Raw genomic sequence first — 18,678 nt, 5'->3', positions numbered from 1 at the left:
CGGAGGCGCGTCCCGGGGTAGCGTGCCGGCGCCGGCCTCGCGGGGAGGGTCCGTGACGGGTGAGCTGTGGAAGAGCATCCAGGAGCGTTGGCGCCACCACGGGTCGCAGATGCTCGGGGTCGCGCTGGTGGCCACCCTCGTCGCGTGGGCGGGCGAGTGGAGCGGCGTGCTCCAGGACGTGGAGCACATCGCATACGACCGCGCGCTGGTGACGTTCACCGGCGGCCGGGGGCTGTCCTCCCACGTGGTGGTGGTGGCCATCGACCAGCGCACGCTGGATGGCATCAACCAGGATGAGCAGCTGCGCACCAACTTCGGCAACTGGCCGTACACGCGCACGCTGTGGGCGCGCATCGCGCAGGAGCTGAAGGCCGCGGGAGCGAAGGCGGTCCTCTTCGACGCGGTGATGGACGAGCGCGCGTCGGACGAGTCCGCCGACCTCGGCTTCGCCCAGGTGCTGCGAGACACGGGGCTGCCCTTCTACGTGGGCATGGTGACCAGCGGCACCGCGAGCCCCCTGCCCCGCGCGGACTTCACCGCCGCCGTGCCATTGACCGCCCCGGAGGCCGCGCCCTCCCCAGCGCCCACGGACGCCCCCCCCGCTGACGAGGCGTTCCCCGAGGAGTTCGAGGACGCCCCCGCCACGGCCACGCCCACGCTGGAGCCCGGGGCGCTGGCGCGGGCGCTCGCGTTCCCCGCGCGCCGGACGGATGGGGGTGCGCTGCCGGCGTTGCGGTACCGCGCGCAGGGCGGGGAGTGGCGGCCCCGCTACCCGGTGCCGCCCACGACCGCGCTGGTGGGGTCGGTGACCGGCTTCGGGCTGGTGGACACGGAGGCGGACACGGACGGCTTCATGCGCCGCACGCACTTCGCCTACTCGGATGGCGTCAACACCTACGTGACGCTGCCGGTGCGCATGCTGGCGGACCTGGTGGGCGCGAAGGAGCTCACGCTCTCCGGCCGCACGCTCCAGCTGGGCGAGCGCGCGTGGCACGTGGACGCGGACGGCAGCGCGGCGCTGGACTACGGCGGCCCGCTCCATGAGCGCTTCACCCTGGTGCCCCTGCTGGACGTGCTGGAGGATTGGATCCGCCGAAGCGCGCACAAGCCCGTGGCGCTGGGCGCGGACACCTTCCGGGACAAGGTGGTGGTCATCGGCGGCACGGCGGTGGGCGTCAACGACATCAAGGCGACGCCGTTCTCTCCCACGCAGCCGGGGTTGGTGAAGCAGGCCACGGTGGTGGACGCGCTGCTGTCCGGCGCCTTCATCACGCGGGCGCCGGCGGGCGTGGACCTGGGCATCACCTTCCTGGTGGCGCTGGTGTCCGCGGTGCTGTTGATGACGGCGCGCTGGACGCCGCTGGAGGTGGGCTGGCCGCTGGTGCTCGTGCTCGGGCTGTATGGGTTCACGGGCCTGTTGCTGCGGACGACCCAGACACATGTGTTGATGGCGATGCCGGCGCTCGCGGGCATTGGCGCCAGCGTGGCGGCGCTGGCGTTCAACCACCTGGTGGCCAACCGCGAGACGCAGTTCATCCGGCAGGCGTTCCACCGCTTCATGGAGCCGAAGCTGGTGGAGCAGATGATCCGCTCGCGGCAGCTGCCGCGCCTGGATGGGGAGAACAAGGAGATCACCGCCTTCTTCAGCGACATCCGCGGCTTCTCCACCTTCAGCGAGCGCTTCAAGGAGGACCCGCGCCAGCTGGTGCGCATTCTCAACACGTACCTCACGACGGTGAGCGGGGCGCTGCTGCGCGAGGGCGGCTGCCTGGACAAGTACATTGGCGACGCGGTGGTGTGCCTCTTCGGCGCGCCCATGGCGCAGGAGGACCACGCGGTGCGCGCGTGCCGGGGTGCGCTCGCGGCGAAGGCGGCGGTGGAGGTCCTGCGCGAGGACTTCCGGCGCAAGGGCTTCCCGGATGTGTACACGCGCATCGGCGTGAACAGCGCGGTGAACTTCGTGGGCAACTTCGGCAGCGACCAGCTCTTCAGCTACACGGCCATTGGCGACGGGATGAACCTGGCCGCGCGGCTGGAGGGCGCGAACAAGGCCTACGGCTCGGTCATCATGATTGGCCCGCGCACGTACGAGCTGGCGCGCGAGCACATCGAGGTGCGCGAGCTGGACCGCGTGCGGGTGGCGGGCAAGACGGAGGCCGTCACGGTCTACGAACTGCTCGCGCTCAAGGGGCAGCTGGATGCCGGCACCCAGCGCACGGTGGCGCGCTACCACGAGGCCCTGGGGCTGTACCGGGAGGCGCGCTTCGCGGAGGCGGTGGCGGTGCTGGAGGCGGAGACGGCGCGGGCGCCGGAGGACGGGCCCACCGGGAAGCTGCTGGAGCGCTGCCGCGAGTACCTGGAAGCGCCTCCGGAAAAGTTCGACGGCGTCGCGAATCTGGAGAAGTGACGGCGTAATGACGTTGGGAGCACGACGACGATGAAGCGACTGACATGGGGCCTGGTGCTGCTGACGCTGGGGGTGCCGGTGACGGCCGCGTGGGCGGTGAAGAAGGACGAGAAGCTCTACGTGAAGGCGCGCAACACGCGCGTGCTCAAGAGCGCGGTACCCACCGCGGACGTGGTGGCGGTGCTCCAGCCCGGCCAGCAGGTGACGTGGAAGGGCGCGGACCCCACGAACAAGCAATGGCACCAGGTGACGGAGCCCGGAGGAAAGCCCGGCTACGTGTTCCAGACGAACCTGTCCACGAAGCCGCCCGACATGGAGCTGGTGGCCAAGGACGGGAAGACGCGAAGCATCGACCCGGCGGCCTTCGTCTCCAGCGGGGCGGCGGTGAAGGCGCTGAGCCCGGGCGCGGAGAAGTACGGCCGCGAGAAGGGCGGTGGCTACGCGGACGCGGTGGCGCAGATCCAGAAGGTGGAGGGAATCGCCAGGCGGGTGACTCCGGTGGAGATCGACGCGCACGTGAGGCAGGCCGGGCTGTTCCCCGTGGTGGCGCCCAACACCGCCGTGGGTCCGCAGAAGGTGGCGAAGGGCTCCAACAAGCCGACGAAGGGGGCGAAGTGATGCGCTCGCGCATGGGGATGCTCGCGGTGGCGGGCCTGGGCCTGTGTCTGACGTCCTGCGCCCAGGTGACGAAGAGCCTGAAGGCCACGAACCTGGGCGGCGAGGTGGGCCGGGCGGCCGTGGCCACGTCGGAGAAGGTGCAGGCGTGCGACAAGCTGAAGGTGGAGCCCGCCATCCAGGAGGAGTACGCGCTGGGCAGCGCGGTGGCCATCCACTGGGCGCAGCAGGGCGGCGGGTTGATGCTCGCGAGCGCCGCGGAGGAGGGGCTGAACACCTACGTCAACACGGTGGGCCGCAACCTGGCGATGCAGTCACCGCGGCCGGAGCTGGGCTGGACGTTCGCCGTGCTCAAGGACCCGAAGAACTTCAACGCCCTCTCCGCCCCGGGAGGCTACGTCTTCGTCACGCGCCGGCTGCTCCAGGGCGTGGACAACGAGGCGCAGCTCGCGGGCGTGCTGGCGCATGAGATTGCCCACGTCGTGCTCAAGCACGCCCTGCACCAGTATGTCTCCGTGAAGGTGAACACCTGCCAGCTCGCCACGGTGGGCAACGCGGTCGTGTCGGCGGTCGCCGCGAAGGTGCTGGACGCGGGGGGCCGGGATGGCCGGCTGGACCTGGATTCGGACACGGGCCTGATGGCCAAGATGGCCGAAGGCACCGTGGAGGCCCTGGGCAAGGGCAACCGCAAGGACGAGGAGATGGCGGCGGACGCGCTCGCGGTGGAGCTGCTGCTGTCCGCGGGCTACGACCCGCGGGAGTACTCGCGGCTGCTCGAACAGACGGCGGGCGGTGGCGGCATCCTGGAGAACCACCCGAAGAAGGAGGAGCGCATGGCGCAGATCTCCCGCATCCTGGCGGCGCGGGAGCGGGACGAGGACGCGCTCGCGCGGTTGGATCCCGCGTCGCTCCAGAGCCCCGCGCTGCCCACCGCCTTCGCCATCGTGGGCCCCGCGCCGGGCGGGAAGGCCCGGGGCGTGGCGAAGGACACGAAGTAGGGCCGGACGGGGACCCGCGCGGGTCCCCGTGACTTCAGCGCACCGTGGCCTGACTGAGGGCGCGGTGCACGGACTCCAGGGCCTTGCGCGCCTCCAGCAGCTCGGCGCGCTCGGCGGTGAGGGACGCGACCTGCTGGGCGAGCACGTCGCGCTCGCCCTGGAGCGTCTCCACCGCGCGGCGCAGCGACGAGGACTCGTCCTTGGCGCCCTCCAGCTCCACGGCGAGGCGCTCCTCCTCCGCGAGGCTGTCCGCGAGGGCCTGCTTGCCGCGCGTGACGACCTGCGCCAGGGAGTCGTGCTCCTTCGCGGCGGCCTGGAGGGCCTGGCGGGACTCCTGGAGGGACAGGAGCGCTTCGTCGCGCTCGCCTTCCAGCGCGGCCAGCTCCCGCTCCAGGTCGGCGAGCAGCTTCACGCGGCCCTCCATCTCCGCGGACAGGCGGCGGGCCTCGTCCATGCGCAGGCGGGCTTCCTCGGTGGCCTTCTCCGCCTGACGGCGGGCCACTTCCAGGTCCTGGGTGAGCGTGAGGTTGAGCGCCTTGACCTTGGTGAGCTCCGCCTGGAGGTGGGTGATGCGCTCCACCGCGCGCTGTCCGGCTTCGGCGACGGTGGCGGGCAGCGGCTCCGGACGCGGGTTCTCGCGCACGGCCTTGAGGCGGGCCTTGAGGCGCTCACGGCGCGACTCCGAGTCCAGCTCCTCGCGAGGAGGGGCGGGGGTCTGCACCTCGACCTGCGCGGGCGGGGTGTCCTGTCGGGCCACCGGCTCGGTGGTGGTGACGGTGGAGGCCTGGACGGCAGCGTACGTCGTCATGGGCTCGGCCTCGGCAGGCATGCGGAGGGCCTGAACGCCCATCCGTCCATCGAACTGTACTCCGGGCGGCGGGCCCGCGAGCGTGACCGGAGCGCCCCGGGCCGTCTCGGCCTGTGCCACCGGAGGCGGCGAGGCGAACGTGACCGGCGCACCCCGGGCCGCGTCGGCCTGTGCCACCGGAGGCGGCGAGGCGAACGTGACCGGCGCGCCCCGAGGAGCCTCCGGCTGCGCCATGGCGGGAGGCGGTGAAGCGAACGTGGCCGGCGTGCCATGGGCGGCGTCCATCCGCGCCACCGGAGGCTGCGAGGCGGAGGTGGCAGGGGCTCCCCAGGCGGCTTCCGGCTGGGCGGAGGCGCGCGGAGCATCGCTGTGCGTCGCGGAGTGGGCCAGGGGTGCGATGCGCGTCGCGTCCACGTGCACGGCGGCTTCCGGCCGCGCCGTGAGCGCATCCCAGCGCGCGGCGGCGGGGACCGGGGCTTCCGGCGGCGCGGCCTGCACGAACGTGGGCGTCGGCTCGGCGGCCACCGGCTCCCGGGCGAACGCCTCGACCGCGGACTCCCGCTGCTGCGCGACGTGCGCGGCGGAGACGCTCCATGCGGACGCGGCCACCGCCTCGGCGACCTCCCGGTGCGAGACGGGGGGCACGGCGTCCGCGTCCCAGGCGGACTCCTCGGGCGCGGGCGCCTGCGCCACGTTCCAGTCGGCCGAGGCCTCCGGAGCGTCCTGCTCCAACCACGGCGCCGGGGGGGCTTCTTCCTCTTCGCGCCGCGCCTCCGGGGACACCAGGGCGGACAGCGCGTGGGACACCGGCGAGAACGTCGGCGCCGTCACCGCGGGCAGGCCCTGCGGGGACGCGGCCTTGGGGGCGTGCAGCGCGGCCTCCAGCGCCTCGGCGGCGGTGGGGCGCGGGGCGCCGCGGCGCTCGATGCGGGCGCGCACTTCGGCGGACAGGTCCGGGGCCTCCGCGACGGGCGGCGCGGCCGGCGCGGCGGGCTCCGGGTTGGCGGCGGCGGTCCCCGTCGGGTCGGCCGGGTCGAGTGCGCCCGTCAGCGCCCCCAGGCGGAGGCGCGGCTTCGCGCGGGACACGTTCTGTTCAAAGGCTTTCTTCATGGCGGAATCTCAGCCGGCTTTCGTCGCGGTGCCGCTCTTGGACGCGGCGGCGTGCGCGGCCACCAGGCGGGGCAGCACGTTGTCGAGCATGGCCTGGATGTCGCTGGCCCCCTTGGACGTGGGGTCCGCCACGAACACCGGGCGGCCCTCGCTGGAGGCCTGCGCGAACTTGGTGCACTGCCGGATGATGGTGGGCAGCAGGTACTCGGGGTAGTGCGTCTGAAGTGCCTCCAGCGCCTCCTTCGCCAGCTTGAAGGTGGCGTTGAAGGAGTTCACCACGATGAAGACGTGGTCCAGCACGTGGTTCAGGTCCTCCTCCAGGCTCTGCACCGTCTCAAAGAGCAGCTTGAGGCCGTGGAAGGAGAGGAAGTCCGCGAGCACCGGCACGAACAGGTCGTTCGCGGCCATCAGCGCGTTGAGGTTGAGCAGGCCGAAGGACGGGGGCGCGTCGAAGACGATGAAGTCGTACTGGGCCTCCACGTCCTTGAGCGCGTTGCGCAGCTTGAACTCACGGCCGGCCATGGGCATCAGCGCCAGGTCCACCGTGGACATGCTCAGGTTGGACGGGATGAAGTCCAGGTTGGGCAGGGTGGACTTCTGCACCACCTGCACGAGGGGCGTCTTGCGCACCAGCACGTCCAGGAGCGTCTTCTCGAAGTCCTCGCCTTCGTAGCCCAGGCACTTGGTGGCGTGCCCCTGGCTGTCCAGGTCGATGAGGAGCACCGCGTAGCCCATCTCCGCGAGCCGCCACGCGTACGAGGTGGACAGGGACGTCTTCCCGGTGCCGCCCTTGAAGTTGAGGAAGAGCTGGCGGCGGTGGCCCGCGGTGGGAGGGAAGCGGTCGAGCGTCGTGCGCAGCTCCCACACGTCCTCCGGGCCGTAGGTCTCCTTGCGCAGCTCCGAGGGGATGGCCTTCGGAGTCACGCCGAGCATCTCGGCCACCTGCTTCGAGCTGTACGTCGGCGCTTCCATGAACGACCCTTCGGATGACGTGTGAGGCCCGGCGCGCTGCACCTTGCCTCAAGCGGCGAAGTATTTGTGCCCCCTTCGCACGATGGCCCCTCGGGCCACCAGCAGGGCAACAGCCTCCTGGGCCAGCTCCGGGGGAGCGGAGAGTCCGGCCGTCAGCTCGGCGAGCGAGCGTCCCCGGACGGCGACCCGCACCTCCTGCAACATGGCCCCACACAGCGATTCGACGGGAGAAGGGCCCCGGCGCGGAGGCACCGGAGGCGTGACGGGGGCGGCCACCGGCGCGCGAGCCGGAGGAGGCGCACCCATGGCCACCAGCGCGGCCTGCACGGGCGTCCGCCGCACGGCGGGCTGCGCGGGAGCGGCGGGCGGAACCGAAGAGACGGGCGGCACGGCGGGGCCTGAGCCGAAGGACACCGGCCCGCCGTTCGCGACCCTCACGGGGGCGGCGCCGTTCATCACGGCGGGTGCGGAGCGGGCCACGCCCACGGTGGCGACGACGTGCGCAGGGGAGGCCACGGGGACCACCGTCCACTGCGAGCTGTTCGCGGCATCGTCCGCACGTGGAATCGGCGCGGCGTGAGCCGTCATCGGGGGCGCGGGCCGCTGGGCTTGCGCCGCGACGGCCTGCACGCCATTCGCCGCGACAGGCCGCGGTGCATGCGCCGCCCAAACCTGCATGCCATTCGTTGCAACGGGCTGCTGCGCCTGAACGCCATTCGCCGCGACGAACTGCTGCGCCTGCGCCATCACGGCCTGCGCGCCATTCGCCGCGACGGACTGCTGCGCCTGCGCCATCACGGCCTGTGCGCCATTCGCCGCGACGGACTGCTGCGCCTGCGCCATCACGGCCTGTGCGCCATTCGCCGCGACGAACTGCTGCGCCTGAGCCATCACGGCCTGCGCGCCATTCGCCGCGACGGGCTGCTGTGCCTGCACCGCCACGGCCTGCGCGCCGTTCGCCACAAAGAACTGCTGCGCCTGCGCCGCCACGGCATGCGCGCCATTCGCCGCGACGGGCTGCTGCGCCTGCGTCGCCACGGCATGCGCGCCATTCACCGCGACAGGCTGCTGCGCCTGCGCCACCGCGGCATGCGCGCCATTCACCGCGACAGGCTGCTGCGCCTGCGCCACCGCGGGCTTCACATCCAGCGTCGCGCGCACGGGCTTCACCGGCAGCGTCGCCAGCCGGCGGATCTCCCGCCGACGGTGCGCATCATCCAGCGCGACCACCGCGGACACGTCCTGCCCCAGGATGCGCGACACGCTCTGCGCCGCCGCCTTGCGAACGCGCGCCTCGTCGTCGTCCAGCGCCTCCAGCAACAACGTCCGCGCGTTCTCGCCCCGGCCCGCCCCCAACGCCAGCGCCGCCAGCGCGCGCACTTCCGGATCCGTGTCGTGGATCGCGTCCTCGCCCAGCCGCCGCGCCGTCTCCCCCTCCAACCCCAACGCCAACAACGACGCGCGCCGGCGCACCGACCGGTCCGAATCCTTCATCGCCTGCGCCAGATGCGGCGCCGCGTCCTTCGGCGCCAACACCAGCAGCGCCTTCAACGCCGCGATGCGAACCTCCGGCACCGGCGAGGACAGCAGCGGCGACACCACCGACGCGCCCTCCTCCCGGCACAGCCCCGCGAACGCCTGCACCAGCGCCACCTGCGCCACCGCGTCCGTCTCCGCATGCAGCGCCGCCGCCAACGCGGGCGCCGCCGCCGGATGCGCCAGCGCCTTCAGCCGCTCCGCCGCGCGCACCCGGGCCGCCGCGTCCGCCGCCGACAGCTCCCGCACCGAGAACCCGAAGAGCGTCTCGTCCGTCGGGCTGCCCGCATGACCGGACAGCTCCGCCATCTGCTCCGGGCTCACCCGCAGCCGCCCCTCGTCCTGCAGCCGCTGCGCCTCGCGCGCCACCGGCGACAGCCCCGAATGCAAGGGCGCCGAGGCTCGCGGAGGAATGGGCGGCGCGGGACGGTCCGTCCACGGCACGCTCGGCTCCGAAGCCTTCAGCGGCACCGCCGGCCCGCTCACCCGCGAGCGCACCGCAGGCACCGCGTCACCCCGGAGGATCACCTCGCTGCGCAGCTGCGAGATGAACGACGCCAGGTCGAACCCCAGCTCGTCGTCATCGTCGTCCGCCACCGCGCGCGCCTGCCCGGAGGAGTGGATGCGGCTCGCATCCAGCAGCTTCTCCATCAGCTGGTTGCGCTCCAGGCGCAGCGCGTGGTTCAGCCGCGTCAGCTCCTCGCGCTCCGCCTGCGCGCGGCCCCCGCGCACCTCCAGCTCCGCCAGCTCCCGGCGCAGGTCCAGCTCCCGCTGGTGCGCCTCCGCCAGGTCCTCCTTGAGGTGCGAGAGTTCGTCGCGCGCGCTCGCCAGCTCGCCATGCAACTGCTGCGCACGGGCCTCGAAGTAGACGATCTTTTCGAGTGCGCTCTTGAGCAGCGCGTCCGGACGCTCGTCACTCACGACTGGCTCTGGCCTCCCCGCGAAGGCGCTCGGCGGCGCTCCCCGGTTCGCATCACCGAAGGGACTCCCCGGCTTTCCCGACCTGACGTCGGGGGGCGCACCTTACGTCAGCCCTACGTGCTACGTAAACCACGGAAACACCAGGGGTTTTCCCCCGCGAAGGCACGCCAGGATTGACAACGCCGCCCAGGCCGATTTTTCGGCCTCGCGCCCGCGTGCACGCATGGTCCAATGCGCGCATGGCTCCTTCGCGCATCGACACCGCGGTGACCCGGATGTTGGGGATCCGCTATCCCATCATCGCCGCCCCCATGTTCCTGGTGTCCAACGCCGCGCTGCTGGAGGCGGCCGGCCGCGCGGGGGCCATTGGCGCGGTGCCGTCGCTCAACTACCGCACCGCGCAGGCCTACCGGGACTTCCTCGCCGCGTTCCCCAGGGACGTGCCCTTCGGCGTGAACCTCATCCTCAAGTGGGCCGAGCGCCTGGAGGAGGACGTGGCCGCGACCGTGGAGCGCCAGGTGCCGCTCGTCATCACCAGCCTGGGCGACCCCACGCCCATCGTGGAGCGCGTGCACGCGTACGGCGGCAAGGTGTGGAGCGACGTCATCTCCCTGCGCCACGCGGAGAAGGCCGCGAAGGCGGGCGTGGACGCGCTCGTCGCGGTGGGCGCGGGCGCGGGCGGCCACGCCGGCAACCTGAGCCCTCTGGTGCTCGGGCCCTGGCTCAAGGAGGAGCTGGGCGTGCCGGTGGTGCTCGCGGGCGCGCTCTCCACCGGGCGCCACCTGGCCGCGACGCTCGCGCTGGGCCTGGATGGCGCGTACGTGGGCACGCGCTTCCTCGCCACCGAGGAGGCCGGCGCCGCGCCCGACTACAAGCAGGCGCTGGTGGACGCGAGCCCGGAGGACCTGGAGTACACGAAGGAAGTGACGGGCGTGCACGGCAACTTCCTCAAGACCGCGCTGGAGCGCTTCCGCGCGGGCCAGGGCAAGGCCTGGAAGGACACCTGGAGCGCGGGCCAGGGCGTGGCCTTCGTCAAGGACGTGCTGCCCGCCGCCACCGTCGTGGAGCGCATGGTGCGCGAGTACACCGAAGCGCGCGCCGCGCTGCCGTCCGGAGGCTGAACGCGGGCCGCGGCGCGAGTCCGCCCGCGCGCGAAAAGAACGTCCGGGTTCGAGCCCCGCTCCAGCCTGTCCCGCTGGAGCGCGCGGTCTCCCCGGACCCTTGAAGAAGTCGTCCACCGCACGAAGCGACCCGGCACGTCGGGCGACCTCGCACGGCCTTCCCGTGACGTGTTGGGAGGGGCCAGAGCGCGCGCGCCTACCACCCCGGTTCGGCGCGCTCAGCACGTGAGAAAAACGCACCCGGGAAGCCTTGCGAAACGCGTGCGCGAGAACGGCGGAAACAGCGAATTGTCGCGGGTTTGCGGGGCCTGTCCGTACGCCCGGAGATGTCAGACCCCACTCGTAATCTGTGTCTCACGAGGTCACGCAAGGCAGCGACTTCTCCCCGGTACCTCTCCGTCTGAAAAGCGGGGGGAGAAGCTCCTCTTTCGACAGGTTTTCCACGCCATGGAACAACGACTGGCAACCCTTATTGGAAACGCGGTGCGCGCCTCCCGGCAGCGCCTGGAGCTGACGCAGGCCGATGTCGCCGAGCGCGTGGGCATCGCCACGGAGGTGTACGGGCGGCTGGAGCGCGGGCACATGTTGCCGAGCGTCCGGACGCTGCGGAAGCTGTGCCTCGTGCTCAACTGCTCGTCGGACGTGTTGCTCGGGCTGAGCGCGACGGCGGCGGTGACGGAGGACGGCGCGCCGCAGCTGTCGGAGGATCCGCCGGAGTACCGCGAGCGCCCCGAGGTGCGCCGCCTGCTGCGCACCGTGCGCAAGCTGGACTCCCCGCGGCTGCGGCTCCTGGGGCAGGTGGCGCACGCGCTGGAGCGATGAGCGAAGGCTCGCGCCGGGGGGAGCGCTATTCGGCCACGGGCTCCGCGTCCGCCTCCACGGGCGCGGGCGGTTCGCGGCGGACCGGGGGGCACGCCGTGCCCGCGGTGGGCAGCCGGAGGATGAAGCGCGCACCGCCCTCCGCGCGGTTCTCCGCCTCCAGCGTCCCGCCCGCGCGGGCCACGTAGTCGCGGCACAGCGCCAGCCCCAGGCCGGTGCCCTTGCCGGGCGGCTTCGTGGTGAAGAAGGGCTCGAAGAGGCGAGCCATCGCGGCCTCGGGGATGCCCGGACCGTTGTCCTCCACCTCCACCCTCACGCGGCCGTCGTCCATGCGCGCGCGCAGCACCACGCGCGCGGGGCGGCTGGGGCGCGCGGACTCCAGCGCGTCCGCGGCGTTGAGCAGCAGGTTCACCAGCACCTGCACCAGGTGGCGGGCCGTGACGCGCGCGGGGGCCAGGCCCTGCGCCACGTCGCGCTCCACCACGCCCAGGCTCCGCAGGCGCACCGAGGCCAGCCGCTGCGCCTCGGCCAGCGTCTCCGCGACGTCGCAGGACTCCGCGCCGTCGGGGGCCTCGCGGGAGAACTGGCGCAGGTCGGTGACGATCTGCTGGATGCGCATCACGCCCTGCTGCGTCTCCTCCAGCACGCGGCGCACGTCGTCCATGTCCTCGGGGGCGCCCTCCGCCCACTCCTCCTGGAGGTAGCGCAGGTTCGACTTCACGTACGCGAGCGGGTTGTTCACCTCGTGGGCCACGCCCGCGGCCAACTGCCCCACCACCACCAGCCGCTCCACCTCCGCGCGCTGCCGCTCCACGCGCGCGCGGCGCGACTCGCTGTCCGCCAGCTGGCGCAGGGCCTCCACGCGCTCCTGGTGCGCGGTGCGCTCGGCGCCGCGCAGGCGGCGGAAGGTCTCCGCGCCGTGCGCGGCCACCAGGAACACGAAGCTGAGGCTGATGGACTGGCTGATGACCGCCGACACGGGCGCGTGCGCCAGCCACGTCATCAGCACCACCGCCGCCAGCGTGCCCCCGATGGCGGTCCACACCGGCAGCCGCTGGCCCGGGGTGAAGACCGTGACGAAGAGCGGCACCGTGTAGAAGGCGGAGAACAGCGGGCTCTCCAGGCCGCCGGTGGCGTGGATGCTCGCCGTGAGCGCGGAGAGGCTCACCACGCCCGCCGCGATGCCGCTCAGCGGAGGGCGGAGCCGGCCCACGCCCACGAGCGCGCCCAGCACCACGAACGTCCCGGCCCACACCAGGTGCGCCAGGAAGAACGGAGGATGCACGCCGCCCAGCACCAGCGGATGCGCCAGGGCGCCCAGGGCGATGAGCAGCGCGCACCACCAATAGGTGCGCCGTCGCACCCGCTGCCGGGCCAGGACGTCGCCGTCCACGGCCTCCCGCGCTTGTGGATCCGAAGCCGTCACCCCGGGCCTAGTCCGCGCGGGCCCGCTGCGCGGCGGGACGCGCGAGCTGGCGCCTCGCGTACGCCTGCAGCCCCGGGAAGTCCTTCGTCCGGCCCAGGGAGCCGGCCCACGCGAGGATGGACGCCACGAGCACGTCCGCCGCGCTGAAGCGCGAACCCGCGACGAACTCACGTCCCTCGAGCCGCGCGTCCAGCACCCGCGCCGCGTCGGTGAAGCGCTGCACGGCGCGCTCGGCGAGGGCGGGGACGCGCTGGGCCTCCGGCAGGGACTGGGTGTGTTCGAGGAAGGCCTCCAGCGGCGGCTCCAGCGTGGTCATCGCGAAGGCCATCCACTGGTAGTAGGCGGCGCGCTCGGGGGAGCCGGGCTCCGGCGCCAGGCCCTTCTGCGGGAAGCGGTCCGCCAGGTGGAGCAGGTGCGCGGTGGACTCCATGAAGACCTGCCCGCCGTCCTCCAGCGCGGGCACGAAGCCCAGCGGGTGGACGTGCTGGAGATAGTCAGGCTGCTTGTGCGCGCCCTGGGCCAGGTCCACGCGGACCAGCTCGTACGGCACGCCCAGCTCCTCCAGCAGCCAGCGCGGACGCGTCGAGCGCGTGCGAGGCGCGTAGTACAGCTTCATGTCGAGTCCTCCCGTGGGCGACGCAGGCGCCGGGCCTTGCCCAGGCGCACCGCATCCCGCCCCCGTTTCTTCGCCTGTCCCACGCCGGAGGGCAAGATGGGGTCAGGACACACCGAGCGCAGCCGGCAGCCTCGGCACTCGGCGCCGCTCCACACCGCGTCGAAGAGCGCCGTGGTCCGGTCGATGGTGTCGAAGTCCTCCGTGACGAAGCCCATCTCGAAGTTGCGGACGTCCTCCCCCTTGGCGCCCAGCCCCGCGCCGGTGAGGTTGGCGCTGCCCAGGTAGACCCACGCCCCGTCCACCACCACCGCCTTGAAGTGCACGCGCGGGCACACCTTCAGCTCCAGCCCGCCCTTCACCAGCCGCGAGCGCGCGTCGAACGCGGCCCGGAACGGACGGCTGGGCAGCTCCGCGTGCAACAGCCGCAGCGCCACGCCCCGCGCGGCCAGCCCGTCCAGCACCTCCAGCAGCGGCACGAACCGCCCCGCCGCCCGCTCCACGTACATCGCCTTCACGTTGGCCGTGGCCATCCACACCGACTCGCGGGCGTGCGCCAGCTTGCGCAGCACCACCTCCTGGTACAGCGCGCGCCCCGCCAGCAGCTCCGCGTCGATGGGTCTCATCATGTCACCCAGAGTCTCACATTGGATTACATGACTCCATCCCCCCGTGCCCTTGCACCGTCCACCGGTGGATGGATGACCGGCGGTCAGCTTGACGAATGACCGGCGGTCATTTAACCGAGGGTCATGGTGGCGGCACTGGCGGCGAAGAAGGGGGTTCCGCCGAGGGCGCGGCGGGACTCGGACAAGGAAGCGCGGCGGCGGGAGCTGCTGGACGCGGCGCGGGCGCTGTTCGAGGCCACGTCCTTCGCCGAGGTGAAGATGGCGGACGTGGCGGCGCGGACGGGGCTGGCGAAGGGGACGGTGTTCCTCTACTTCCCGACGAAGGAGGCGCTGTTCCTGGCGCTCCTGGACGACCTGCTCACCGCGTGGTTCGCGAAGCTGAACGGGCGGCTCTCCGAAGGCGGGGGGGAATGGACCGGGCCCCGGCTGGCGCGCACGGTGGCGGCGTCGCTGGAGGGGGAGGAGACGTTCACCCGGCTGCTGGCGCTGATGCAGACGGTGCTGGAGCAGAACGTGTCGGTGGAGCAGGCCCAGGCGTTCAAGGAGCGGGTGCTCGTGTCCATGGGGACGACGGCGGCGCTGCTCCAGGAGCGGCTGCCCTTCCTCACGCCGGACACGGCGGGGCGGCTCATCCGCCACGTGCACGCGCTGATGACGGGGCTGCGGCAGATGGCGGACATCGCGCCCGTGGCGCGCGAGGTGCTGACGCTGCCGCACATGGCGCCGCTGCGCGTGGACTTCACCGCCGAGCTGACGGCGGCCATCACCACCCTCCTTCGCGGGCTCGAGGCCCGTTGACCCCACCCGTCTTCTTCCGAATCCAAAATGGAGCCCGTCATGCTGGAAGCCGTCGCGTCCCTCCTTCCGAAGCCCACCGCTGAAATCGACCGCATCCGTTCGGTGTTCGAGTCGCAGCGCGCGAACCGCTGGAACCTGTCGCGCGGCACGGCGGCGGAGCGCATCGCGCGGCTGCGCAAGCTGCGCGAGGCCATCATCGCGCGCCGCGAGCAGCTGGCGGAGGCCATCCATCAGGACTTCCGCAAGCCGGCGGTGGAGGTGGAGCTGACGGAGATCCACCCGACGCTGGAGGAGCTGAACCACACGGTGAAGCACCTGAAGGCGTGGATGAAGCCCAAGCGGGTGGCGACGCCGCTGACGCTCAAGGGCGCGTCCAGCCACGTGCGCTTCGAGGCGAAGGGCGTGGTGCTCATCCTGTCGCCGTGGAACTACCCGTTCCAGCTCCTGGCCGCGCCGCTCATCGCGGCGGTGGCGGCGGGCAACGCGGTGATGCTCAAGCCCAGTGAGAAGACGCCGCACACCTCGCGCTTCCTGGCGCAGCTGGTGCGGGACGTGTTCCCGGAGAACGAGGTGGCGGCGTTCGAGGGGGGCGCGGAGGTGGCTGAGGCGCTGCTCCAGCAGCCGTTCGACCACTTCTTCTTCACGGGCAACCCGCACATCGGCCGCAAGGTGATGGCGGCGGCGACGAAGTTCCTCTCCAGCGTGACGCTGGAGCTGGGGGGCAAGTCGCCGGTCATCATCGACGAGTCCGCGAACCTGACGGCGGCGGCGGAGGCGCTGGCGTGGGGCAAGTTCGTGAACGCGGGCCAGACGTGCGTGGCGCCGGACTACATCTACGTGCCGGCGTCGAAGCAGCAGGCGTTCCTGGAGGCGCTCAAGGCGGTGCTGACGCGCTTCTACGGGGCGACGGAGGCGGAGCGGCAGGCCAGCCCGGACTTCGCGCGGGTGGTGGATCCGGCCGCCTGGAAGCGGCTCAAGGAGGTGCTGGACCGCACGGTCGCCGCAGGGGCGAGGGTGGAGGCGGGCGGCACGGCGGACGGGCCGTCGCGGTACGTGGCGCCCACGGTGTTGTCCGGGGTGACGACGGCGATGCCCATCATGGAGGCGGAGATCTTCGGGCCGGTGTTGCCGGTGCTGACGTACGAGCGGCGCGAGGAGATCTACGCGCACATCCACGAAGGCGGGAAGCCGCTGGCGCTCTACGTGTTCGCGCAGGACTCGAAGGTGGTGGAGGAGGTGCTCGCCCATACGACGTCGGGCGGGGTGGTGGTGAACAACGTGCTCATCCACGTGGCGAACCCGAACCTGCCGTTTGGCGGGGTGGGGATGAGCGGGCTGGGGAACTACCACGGGCACTACGGCTTCAAGACGTTCAGCCACGAGCGGGCGGTGATGGTCCAGTGGATGAAGTCGCTGGCTTCGGTGTTCTTCCCGCCGTATCGGGGAAAGGCCCAGGAGTGGGCCTCCCGCGCGACCCGGATGCTGGAGTAGGTCCGGGAGCGGGAAGAGAGGACCGGCATGCGCGTGGTGTCAGTGGAAGAGGCCCTGGTCCCCAGCGACCTGCAGACGGTGTTCGACCGTTTGCAGGCGCGCCGTTGGGAGCTGGCGAAGACAGGGCCGAAGGAGCGCCTCGCGCGACTGGAGAAGCTCAAGACGCTGCTGCTGGAGCGGCGGGAGGAGCTGGCGGACGCGCTGCACGAGGACTTCCACAAGCCGGCGGCGGAGGTGGAGGCGACGGAGATCCTCCCGGTGCTGCTGGAGCTGGCGCACGTGCAGAAGCACCTGAAGGCGTGGATGAAGCCGCGCAAGGTGGGCGCGCCGCTGCTGCTCGCGGGCACGAAGAGCGAGGTGCACGCGGAGCCCAAGGGCGTGGTGCTCATCCTGGCGCCGTGGAACTACCCGTTCCACCTGCTGGTGTCGCCGCTGGTGGCGGCGGTGGCGGCGGGCAACGCGGTGCTGTGCAAGGCCAGTGAGAAGACGCCGGGCACGGCGCGCTTCCTGGCGCAGCTCCTGCGGGACGTGTTCCCGGCGGACGAGGTGGCGCTGGTGGAGGGCGGTCCCGCGGTGGGCGAGGCGCTGTTGCGGCTGCCGTTCGACCACTTCTTCTTCACGGGGGGACCGCGCGTGGGGCGGCGGGTGATGGAGGCGGCGGCGCGGCACCTGGCGGGGGTGACGCTGGAGCTGGGTGGGAAGTCGCCGGTCATCGTGGATGCGTCAGCGGACGTGGACGCGGCGGCGGAGCGGATCGTCTGGGGGAAGTTCCTCAACGCGGGGCAGACGTGCATCGCGCCGGACCATGTCTGGGTGCACGCGTCGAGGGAGGAGGCGCTGCTCACGGGGCTGAAGGCCGCGCTGGAGCGCTTCTACGGGAAGACGGAGGAGGCGCGGCGGGCGACGCCGGACTTCTGCCGGATGGTGGATGACGGCGCGTTCCGGCGCGTGTGCGGGCTCATGGACGCCTCCGTGGCGGCAGGGGCGCGGGTGGTGGTGGGCGGCGGCGTGCACGCGGAGACGCGCTACATCGCGCCCACGGTGCTGGCAGATGTGACGCCGGAGTCGCCGGTGATGGAGGAGGAGATCTTCGGGCCGCTGCTGCCGGTGCTCCGCTTCGAGTCACTGGATGAGGTGGTGACGCAGGTGCGCGCGGGGGGCAAGCCGCTGGCCCTGTATGTCTTCAGCCAGCAGGAGGCGACGGTGGAGCGCCTGCTGAAGGAGACGAGCGCGGGCGGCACGGTGGTGAACAACGTGGTGTTGCACAACGTGAACCCTCACCTGCCGTTTGGCGGTGTCGGGCAGAGCGGGCTGGGCGCGTACCACGGCGAGACGGGCTTCAAGGCCTTCAGCCACGAGCGCGCGGTGGTGCGCCAGGGCCGCACGGCCTTCACGAACCTGTTCTTCCCGCCGTACCGGGGCAAGGCGCAGCGGCTGGCGCGGCTCGCGAGCAAGCTGTTCGAATAGGATGGAAGGCACGATGAGCTCCGAACACGCACCACCACCTCGAGGCTTGTATGGGCAGCGACCCAGCAAGAGCGCGGACGCGGCCCGCAGGCTTCAGTTCGAGCGACTGGCCGCGATGACGCCCCGGGAGCGCGTGCTGCTCGCGCTCAGCCTCAAGGAGCGGATGCGTTACATCACGCCTGCGCGTACCGAGAAGCCGGACCCTGGTGCTCCCCGATGAGTGACGCAGTGGGTGCCAACAGGCAGGAGCGGACGCTCGAGGTCGCGGAGCACGTGGTCGGAGTCCTGGAGCAGCATGGCATCCACGCCGCGGTCATTGGCGCAATCGCGCTGGCCGTTCACTACTACCCCCGGCAGACGGAAGACTTCGATCTGGCCATCAACATCAACCCCTTCCCGCGATTTCGTCAGCTCGACGAAGTCCTGAGGCAGGAGGGTTTCGAGACCGACCTCAGCTACCCCGATGCGGATGATCCCCTGGGCGGCGTCCTACGCGTTTCGGGAGCGGATTTCGAAACCATCGAGATCGTGAACTTCCAGAACCCCTGGCCCGGCGCGAAGGACAACACCCTGCTCGCGCAGGAGGCAATCCAGTCCGCCTCCTTGCCCTTGAACGCGGGCAGCCGTCTTCGAGTTGTCGGCCTCGCGCATCTCATCGCCTTGAAGCTCTTCGCGGGCGGATGGAAGTCGAAGGCCGACGTCATGGAGTTGCTGGAGCGCAACCGGCCACATCTGGATGTCGCGGAGCTTCGTGACGTCTGCGAGCGCAACAAGCTTTGGCCTGAGCTCCAGCCCCTGCTCCAAGAGCTCGGCATTTCCTAGCGGGCGCGGCTCGCGAGCAAGCTGTTCGAATAATTCCCACGAGTCGTGTTCAGCGGCTCAGGGGTTGCCCGGATACAGGGCGAAAACGGTGTGGTTCACGTGGGTGAAACACGCTGTTTCACTCA

16 protein-coding genes are annotated in these 18,678 nt (G+C 71.8%); 10 read left to right on the top strand and 6 right to left on the bottom strand.

Translation table 11 applies throughout. The annotated features are described in order from the left end of the window. Window positions 1-52: 52 nt before the first annotated feature. From GTY96_RS15990 to GTY96_RS15980, 3 genes are read left to right on the top strand one after another with little or no spacing between them, the layout of a single operon-like run. Complete coding sequence (locus GTY96_RS15990) at window positions 53-2,407, top strand: CHASE2 domain-containing protein (protein WP_161665172.1); 2,355 nt, start codon at window positions 53-55, stop codon at window positions 2,405-2,407. A 30-nt stretch (window positions 2,408-2,437) separates the two neighbouring features. Beyond that, a complete protein-coding gene (locus GTY96_RS15985) occupies window positions 2,438-3,025 on the top strand; it encodes an SH3 domain-containing protein (protein WP_161665171.1) in 588 nt (195 codons plus the stop codon). Continuing rightward, entirely contained in the window at window positions 3,025-4,020 is a 996-nt protein-coding gene (locus tag GTY96_RS15980) for a M48 family metalloprotease (RefSeq protein WP_143903981.1), read from the top strand. Before GTY96_RS15985 ends, GTY96_RS15980 begins: the two co-directional genes overlap by 1 nt. 34 nt (window positions 4,021-4,054) lie before the next feature. Here GTY96_RS15980 and GTY96_RS37645 read toward each other — a convergent pair whose 3' ends face one another. From GTY96_RS37645 to GTY96_RS15965, 3 genes are read right to left on the bottom strand one after another with little or no spacing between them, the layout of a single operon-like run. Further along, window positions 4,055-5,938 carry a hypothetical protein gene (locus tag GTY96_RS37645; protein ID WP_235685633.1) on the bottom strand — a complete coding sequence of 628 codons (1,884 nt, stop codon included), beginning with the start codon at window positions 5,936-5,938 and terminating at the stop codon, window positions 4,055-4,057. Window positions 5,939-5,947: 9 nt separating this feature from the next. Next, complete coding sequence (locus GTY96_RS15970) at window positions 5,948-6,910, bottom strand: ParA family protein (RefSeq protein WP_143903980.1); 963 nt, start codon at window positions 6,908-6,910, stop codon at window positions 5,948-5,950. Between the two features lie 48 nt (window positions 6,911-6,958). Continuing rightward, on the bottom strand, window positions 6,959-9,367 hold the full coding sequence (locus tag GTY96_RS15965; RefSeq protein WP_161665170.1) for a HEAT repeat domain-containing protein: 2,409 nt from the start codon (window positions 9,365-9,367) through the stop codon (window positions 6,959-6,961). A gap of 239 nt (window positions 9,368-9,606) precedes the next feature. Between GTY96_RS15965 and GTY96_RS15960 the strand changes: the two genes are divergently transcribed. Both GTY96_RS15960 and GTY96_RS15955 read left to right on the top strand, forming a co-directional pair. After that, a complete protein-coding gene (locus GTY96_RS15960; RefSeq protein WP_161665169.1) occupies window positions 9,607-10,488 on the top strand; it encodes an NAD(P)H-dependent flavin oxidoreductase in 882 nt (293 codons plus the stop codon). 447 nt (window positions 10,489-10,935) lie between these two features. Next, window positions 10,936-11,310 carry a helix-turn-helix transcriptional regulator gene (locus GTY96_RS15955; protein ID WP_143903974.1) on the top strand — a complete coding sequence of 125 codons (375 nt, stop codon included), beginning with the start codon at window positions 10,936-10,938 and terminating at the stop codon, window positions 11,308-11,310. 25 nt (window positions 11,311-11,335) lie between these two features. Here the strand turns inward: GTY96_RS15955 and GTY96_RS15950 are convergent, their stop codons facing one another. The 3 genes from GTY96_RS15950 to GTY96_RS15940 are packed head-to-tail and all read right to left on the bottom strand — an operon-like array spanning window position 11,336 to window position 13,972. Further along, window positions 11,336-12,700, bottom strand: a complete 1,365-nt coding sequence (locus tag GTY96_RS15950) for a sensor histidine kinase (protein WP_143903973.1) — start codon at window positions 12,698-12,700, stop codon at window positions 11,336-11,338. A 40-nt stretch (window positions 12,701-12,740) separates the two neighbouring features. Continuing rightward, window positions 12,741-13,349: a glutathione S-transferase family protein gene (locus GTY96_RS15945; protein ID WP_161665168.1), complete on the bottom strand. Its 609-nt coding sequence runs from the start codon at window positions 13,347-13,349 to the stop codon at window positions 12,741-12,743. Then, a complete protein-coding gene (locus GTY96_RS15940; protein WP_161665250.1) occupies window positions 13,346-13,972 on the bottom strand; it encodes a phospholipase D-like domain-containing protein in 627 nt (208 codons plus the stop codon). The genes GTY96_RS15945 and GTY96_RS15940 overlap by 4 nt, the downstream gene beginning before the upstream one ends. Window positions 13,973-14,098: 126 nt before the next feature. On the opposite strand from GTY96_RS15940, the gene GTY96_RS15935 reads away from it, so the two are divergent. From GTY96_RS15935 to GTY96_RS15915, 5 genes are read left to right on the top strand one after another with little or no spacing between them, the layout of a single operon-like run. Then, window positions 14,099-14,773, top strand: a complete 675-nt coding sequence (locus GTY96_RS15935) for a TetR/AcrR family transcriptional regulator (RefSeq protein WP_161665167.1) — start codon at window positions 14,099-14,101, stop codon at window positions 14,771-14,773. A 39-nt stretch (window positions 14,774-14,812) separates the two neighbouring features. Beyond that, on the top strand, window positions 14,813-16,264 hold the full coding sequence (locus GTY96_RS15930; RefSeq protein ID WP_161665166.1) for an aldehyde dehydrogenase family protein: 1,452 nt from the start codon (window positions 14,813-14,815) through the stop codon (window positions 16,262-16,264). Between the two features lie 27 nt (window positions 16,265-16,291). Next, window positions 16,292-17,731 carry an aldehyde dehydrogenase family protein gene (locus GTY96_RS15925; RefSeq protein ID WP_161665165.1) on the top strand — a complete coding sequence of 480 codons (1,440 nt, stop codon included), beginning with the start codon at window positions 16,292-16,294 and terminating at the stop codon, window positions 17,729-17,731. 13 nt (window positions 17,732-17,744) lie between these two features. Then, the gene (locus GTY96_RS15920) at window positions 17,745-17,951 is read left to right on the top strand and encodes a hypothetical protein (protein ID WP_143903963.1); all 207 of its coding nucleotides are present in this window, start codon (window positions 17,745-17,747) and stop codon (window positions 17,949-17,951) included. Continuing rightward, the gene (locus GTY96_RS15915) at window positions 17,948-18,553 is read left to right on the top strand and encodes a nucleotidyltransferase family protein (protein ID WP_161665164.1); all 606 of its coding nucleotides are present in this window, start codon (window positions 17,948-17,950) and stop codon (window positions 18,551-18,553) included. The genes GTY96_RS15920 and GTY96_RS15915 overlap by 4 nt, the downstream gene beginning before the upstream one ends. Window positions 18,554-18,678: the final 125 nt, after the last annotated feature.

Source organism: Corallococcus silvisoli, from assembly GCF_009909145.1.
GTDB lineage: Bacteria > Myxococcota > Myxococcia > Myxococcales > Myxococcaceae > Corallococcus > Corallococcus silvisoli.
This window is presented reverse-complemented; position numbering and strand designations above follow the sequence as displayed.

What these genes read in the sequence shown, in the direction of transcription:
- GTY96_RS15955 (WP_143903974.1), top strand. Translation starts at nt 10,936, where the DNA reads ATGGAACAACGACTGGCAACCCTTATTGGAAACGCGGTGCGCGCCTCC.
- GTY96_RS15940 (WP_161665250.1), bottom strand. Translation starts at nt 13,972, where the DNA reads ATGAGACCCATCGACGCGGAGCTGCTGGCGGGGCGCGCGCTGTACCAG.
- GTY96_RS15960 (WP_161665169.1), top strand. Translation starts at nt 9,607, where the DNA reads ATGGCTCCTTCGCGCATCGACACCGCGGTGACCCGGATGTTGGGGATC.
- GTY96_RS15920 (WP_143903963.1), top strand. Translation starts at nt 17,745, where the DNA reads ATGAGCTCCGAACACGCACCACCACCTCGAGGCTTGTATGGGCAGCGA.
- GTY96_RS15970 (WP_143903980.1), bottom strand. Translation starts at nt 6,910, where the DNA reads ATGGAAGCGCCGACGTACAGCTCGAAGCAGGTGGCCGAGATGCTCGGC.
- GTY96_RS15915 (WP_161665164.1), top strand. Translation starts at nt 17,948, where the DNA reads ATGAGTGACGCAGTGGGTGCCAACAGGCAGGAGCGGACGCTCGAGGTC.
- GTY96_RS15925 (WP_161665165.1), top strand. Translation starts at nt 16,292, where the DNA reads ATGCGCGTGGTGTCAGTGGAAGAGGCCCTGGTCCCCAGCGACCTGCAG.
- GTY96_RS15980 (WP_143903981.1), top strand. Translation starts at nt 3,025, where the DNA reads ATGCGCTCGCGCATGGGGATGCTCGCGGTGGCGGGCCTGGGCCTGTGT.
- GTY96_RS37645 (WP_235685633.1), bottom strand. Translation starts at nt 5,938, where the DNA reads ATGAAGAAAGCCTTTGAACAGAACGTGTCCCGCGCGAAGCCGCGCCTC.
- GTY96_RS15945 (WP_161665168.1), bottom strand. Translation starts at nt 13,349, where the DNA reads ATGAAGCTGTACTACGCGCCTCGCACGCGCTCGACGCGTCCGCGCTGG.
- GTY96_RS15985 (WP_161665171.1), top strand. Translation starts at nt 2,438, where the DNA reads ATGAAGCGACTGACATGGGGCCTGGTGCTGCTGACGCTGGGGGTGCCG.
- GTY96_RS15935 (WP_161665167.1), top strand. Translation starts at nt 14,099, where the DNA reads ATGGTGGCGGCACTGGCGGCGAAGAAGGGGGTTCCGCCGAGGGCGCGG.
- GTY96_RS15930 (WP_161665166.1), top strand. Translation starts at nt 14,813, where the DNA reads ATGCTGGAAGCCGTCGCGTCCCTCCTTCCGAAGCCCACCGCTGAAATC.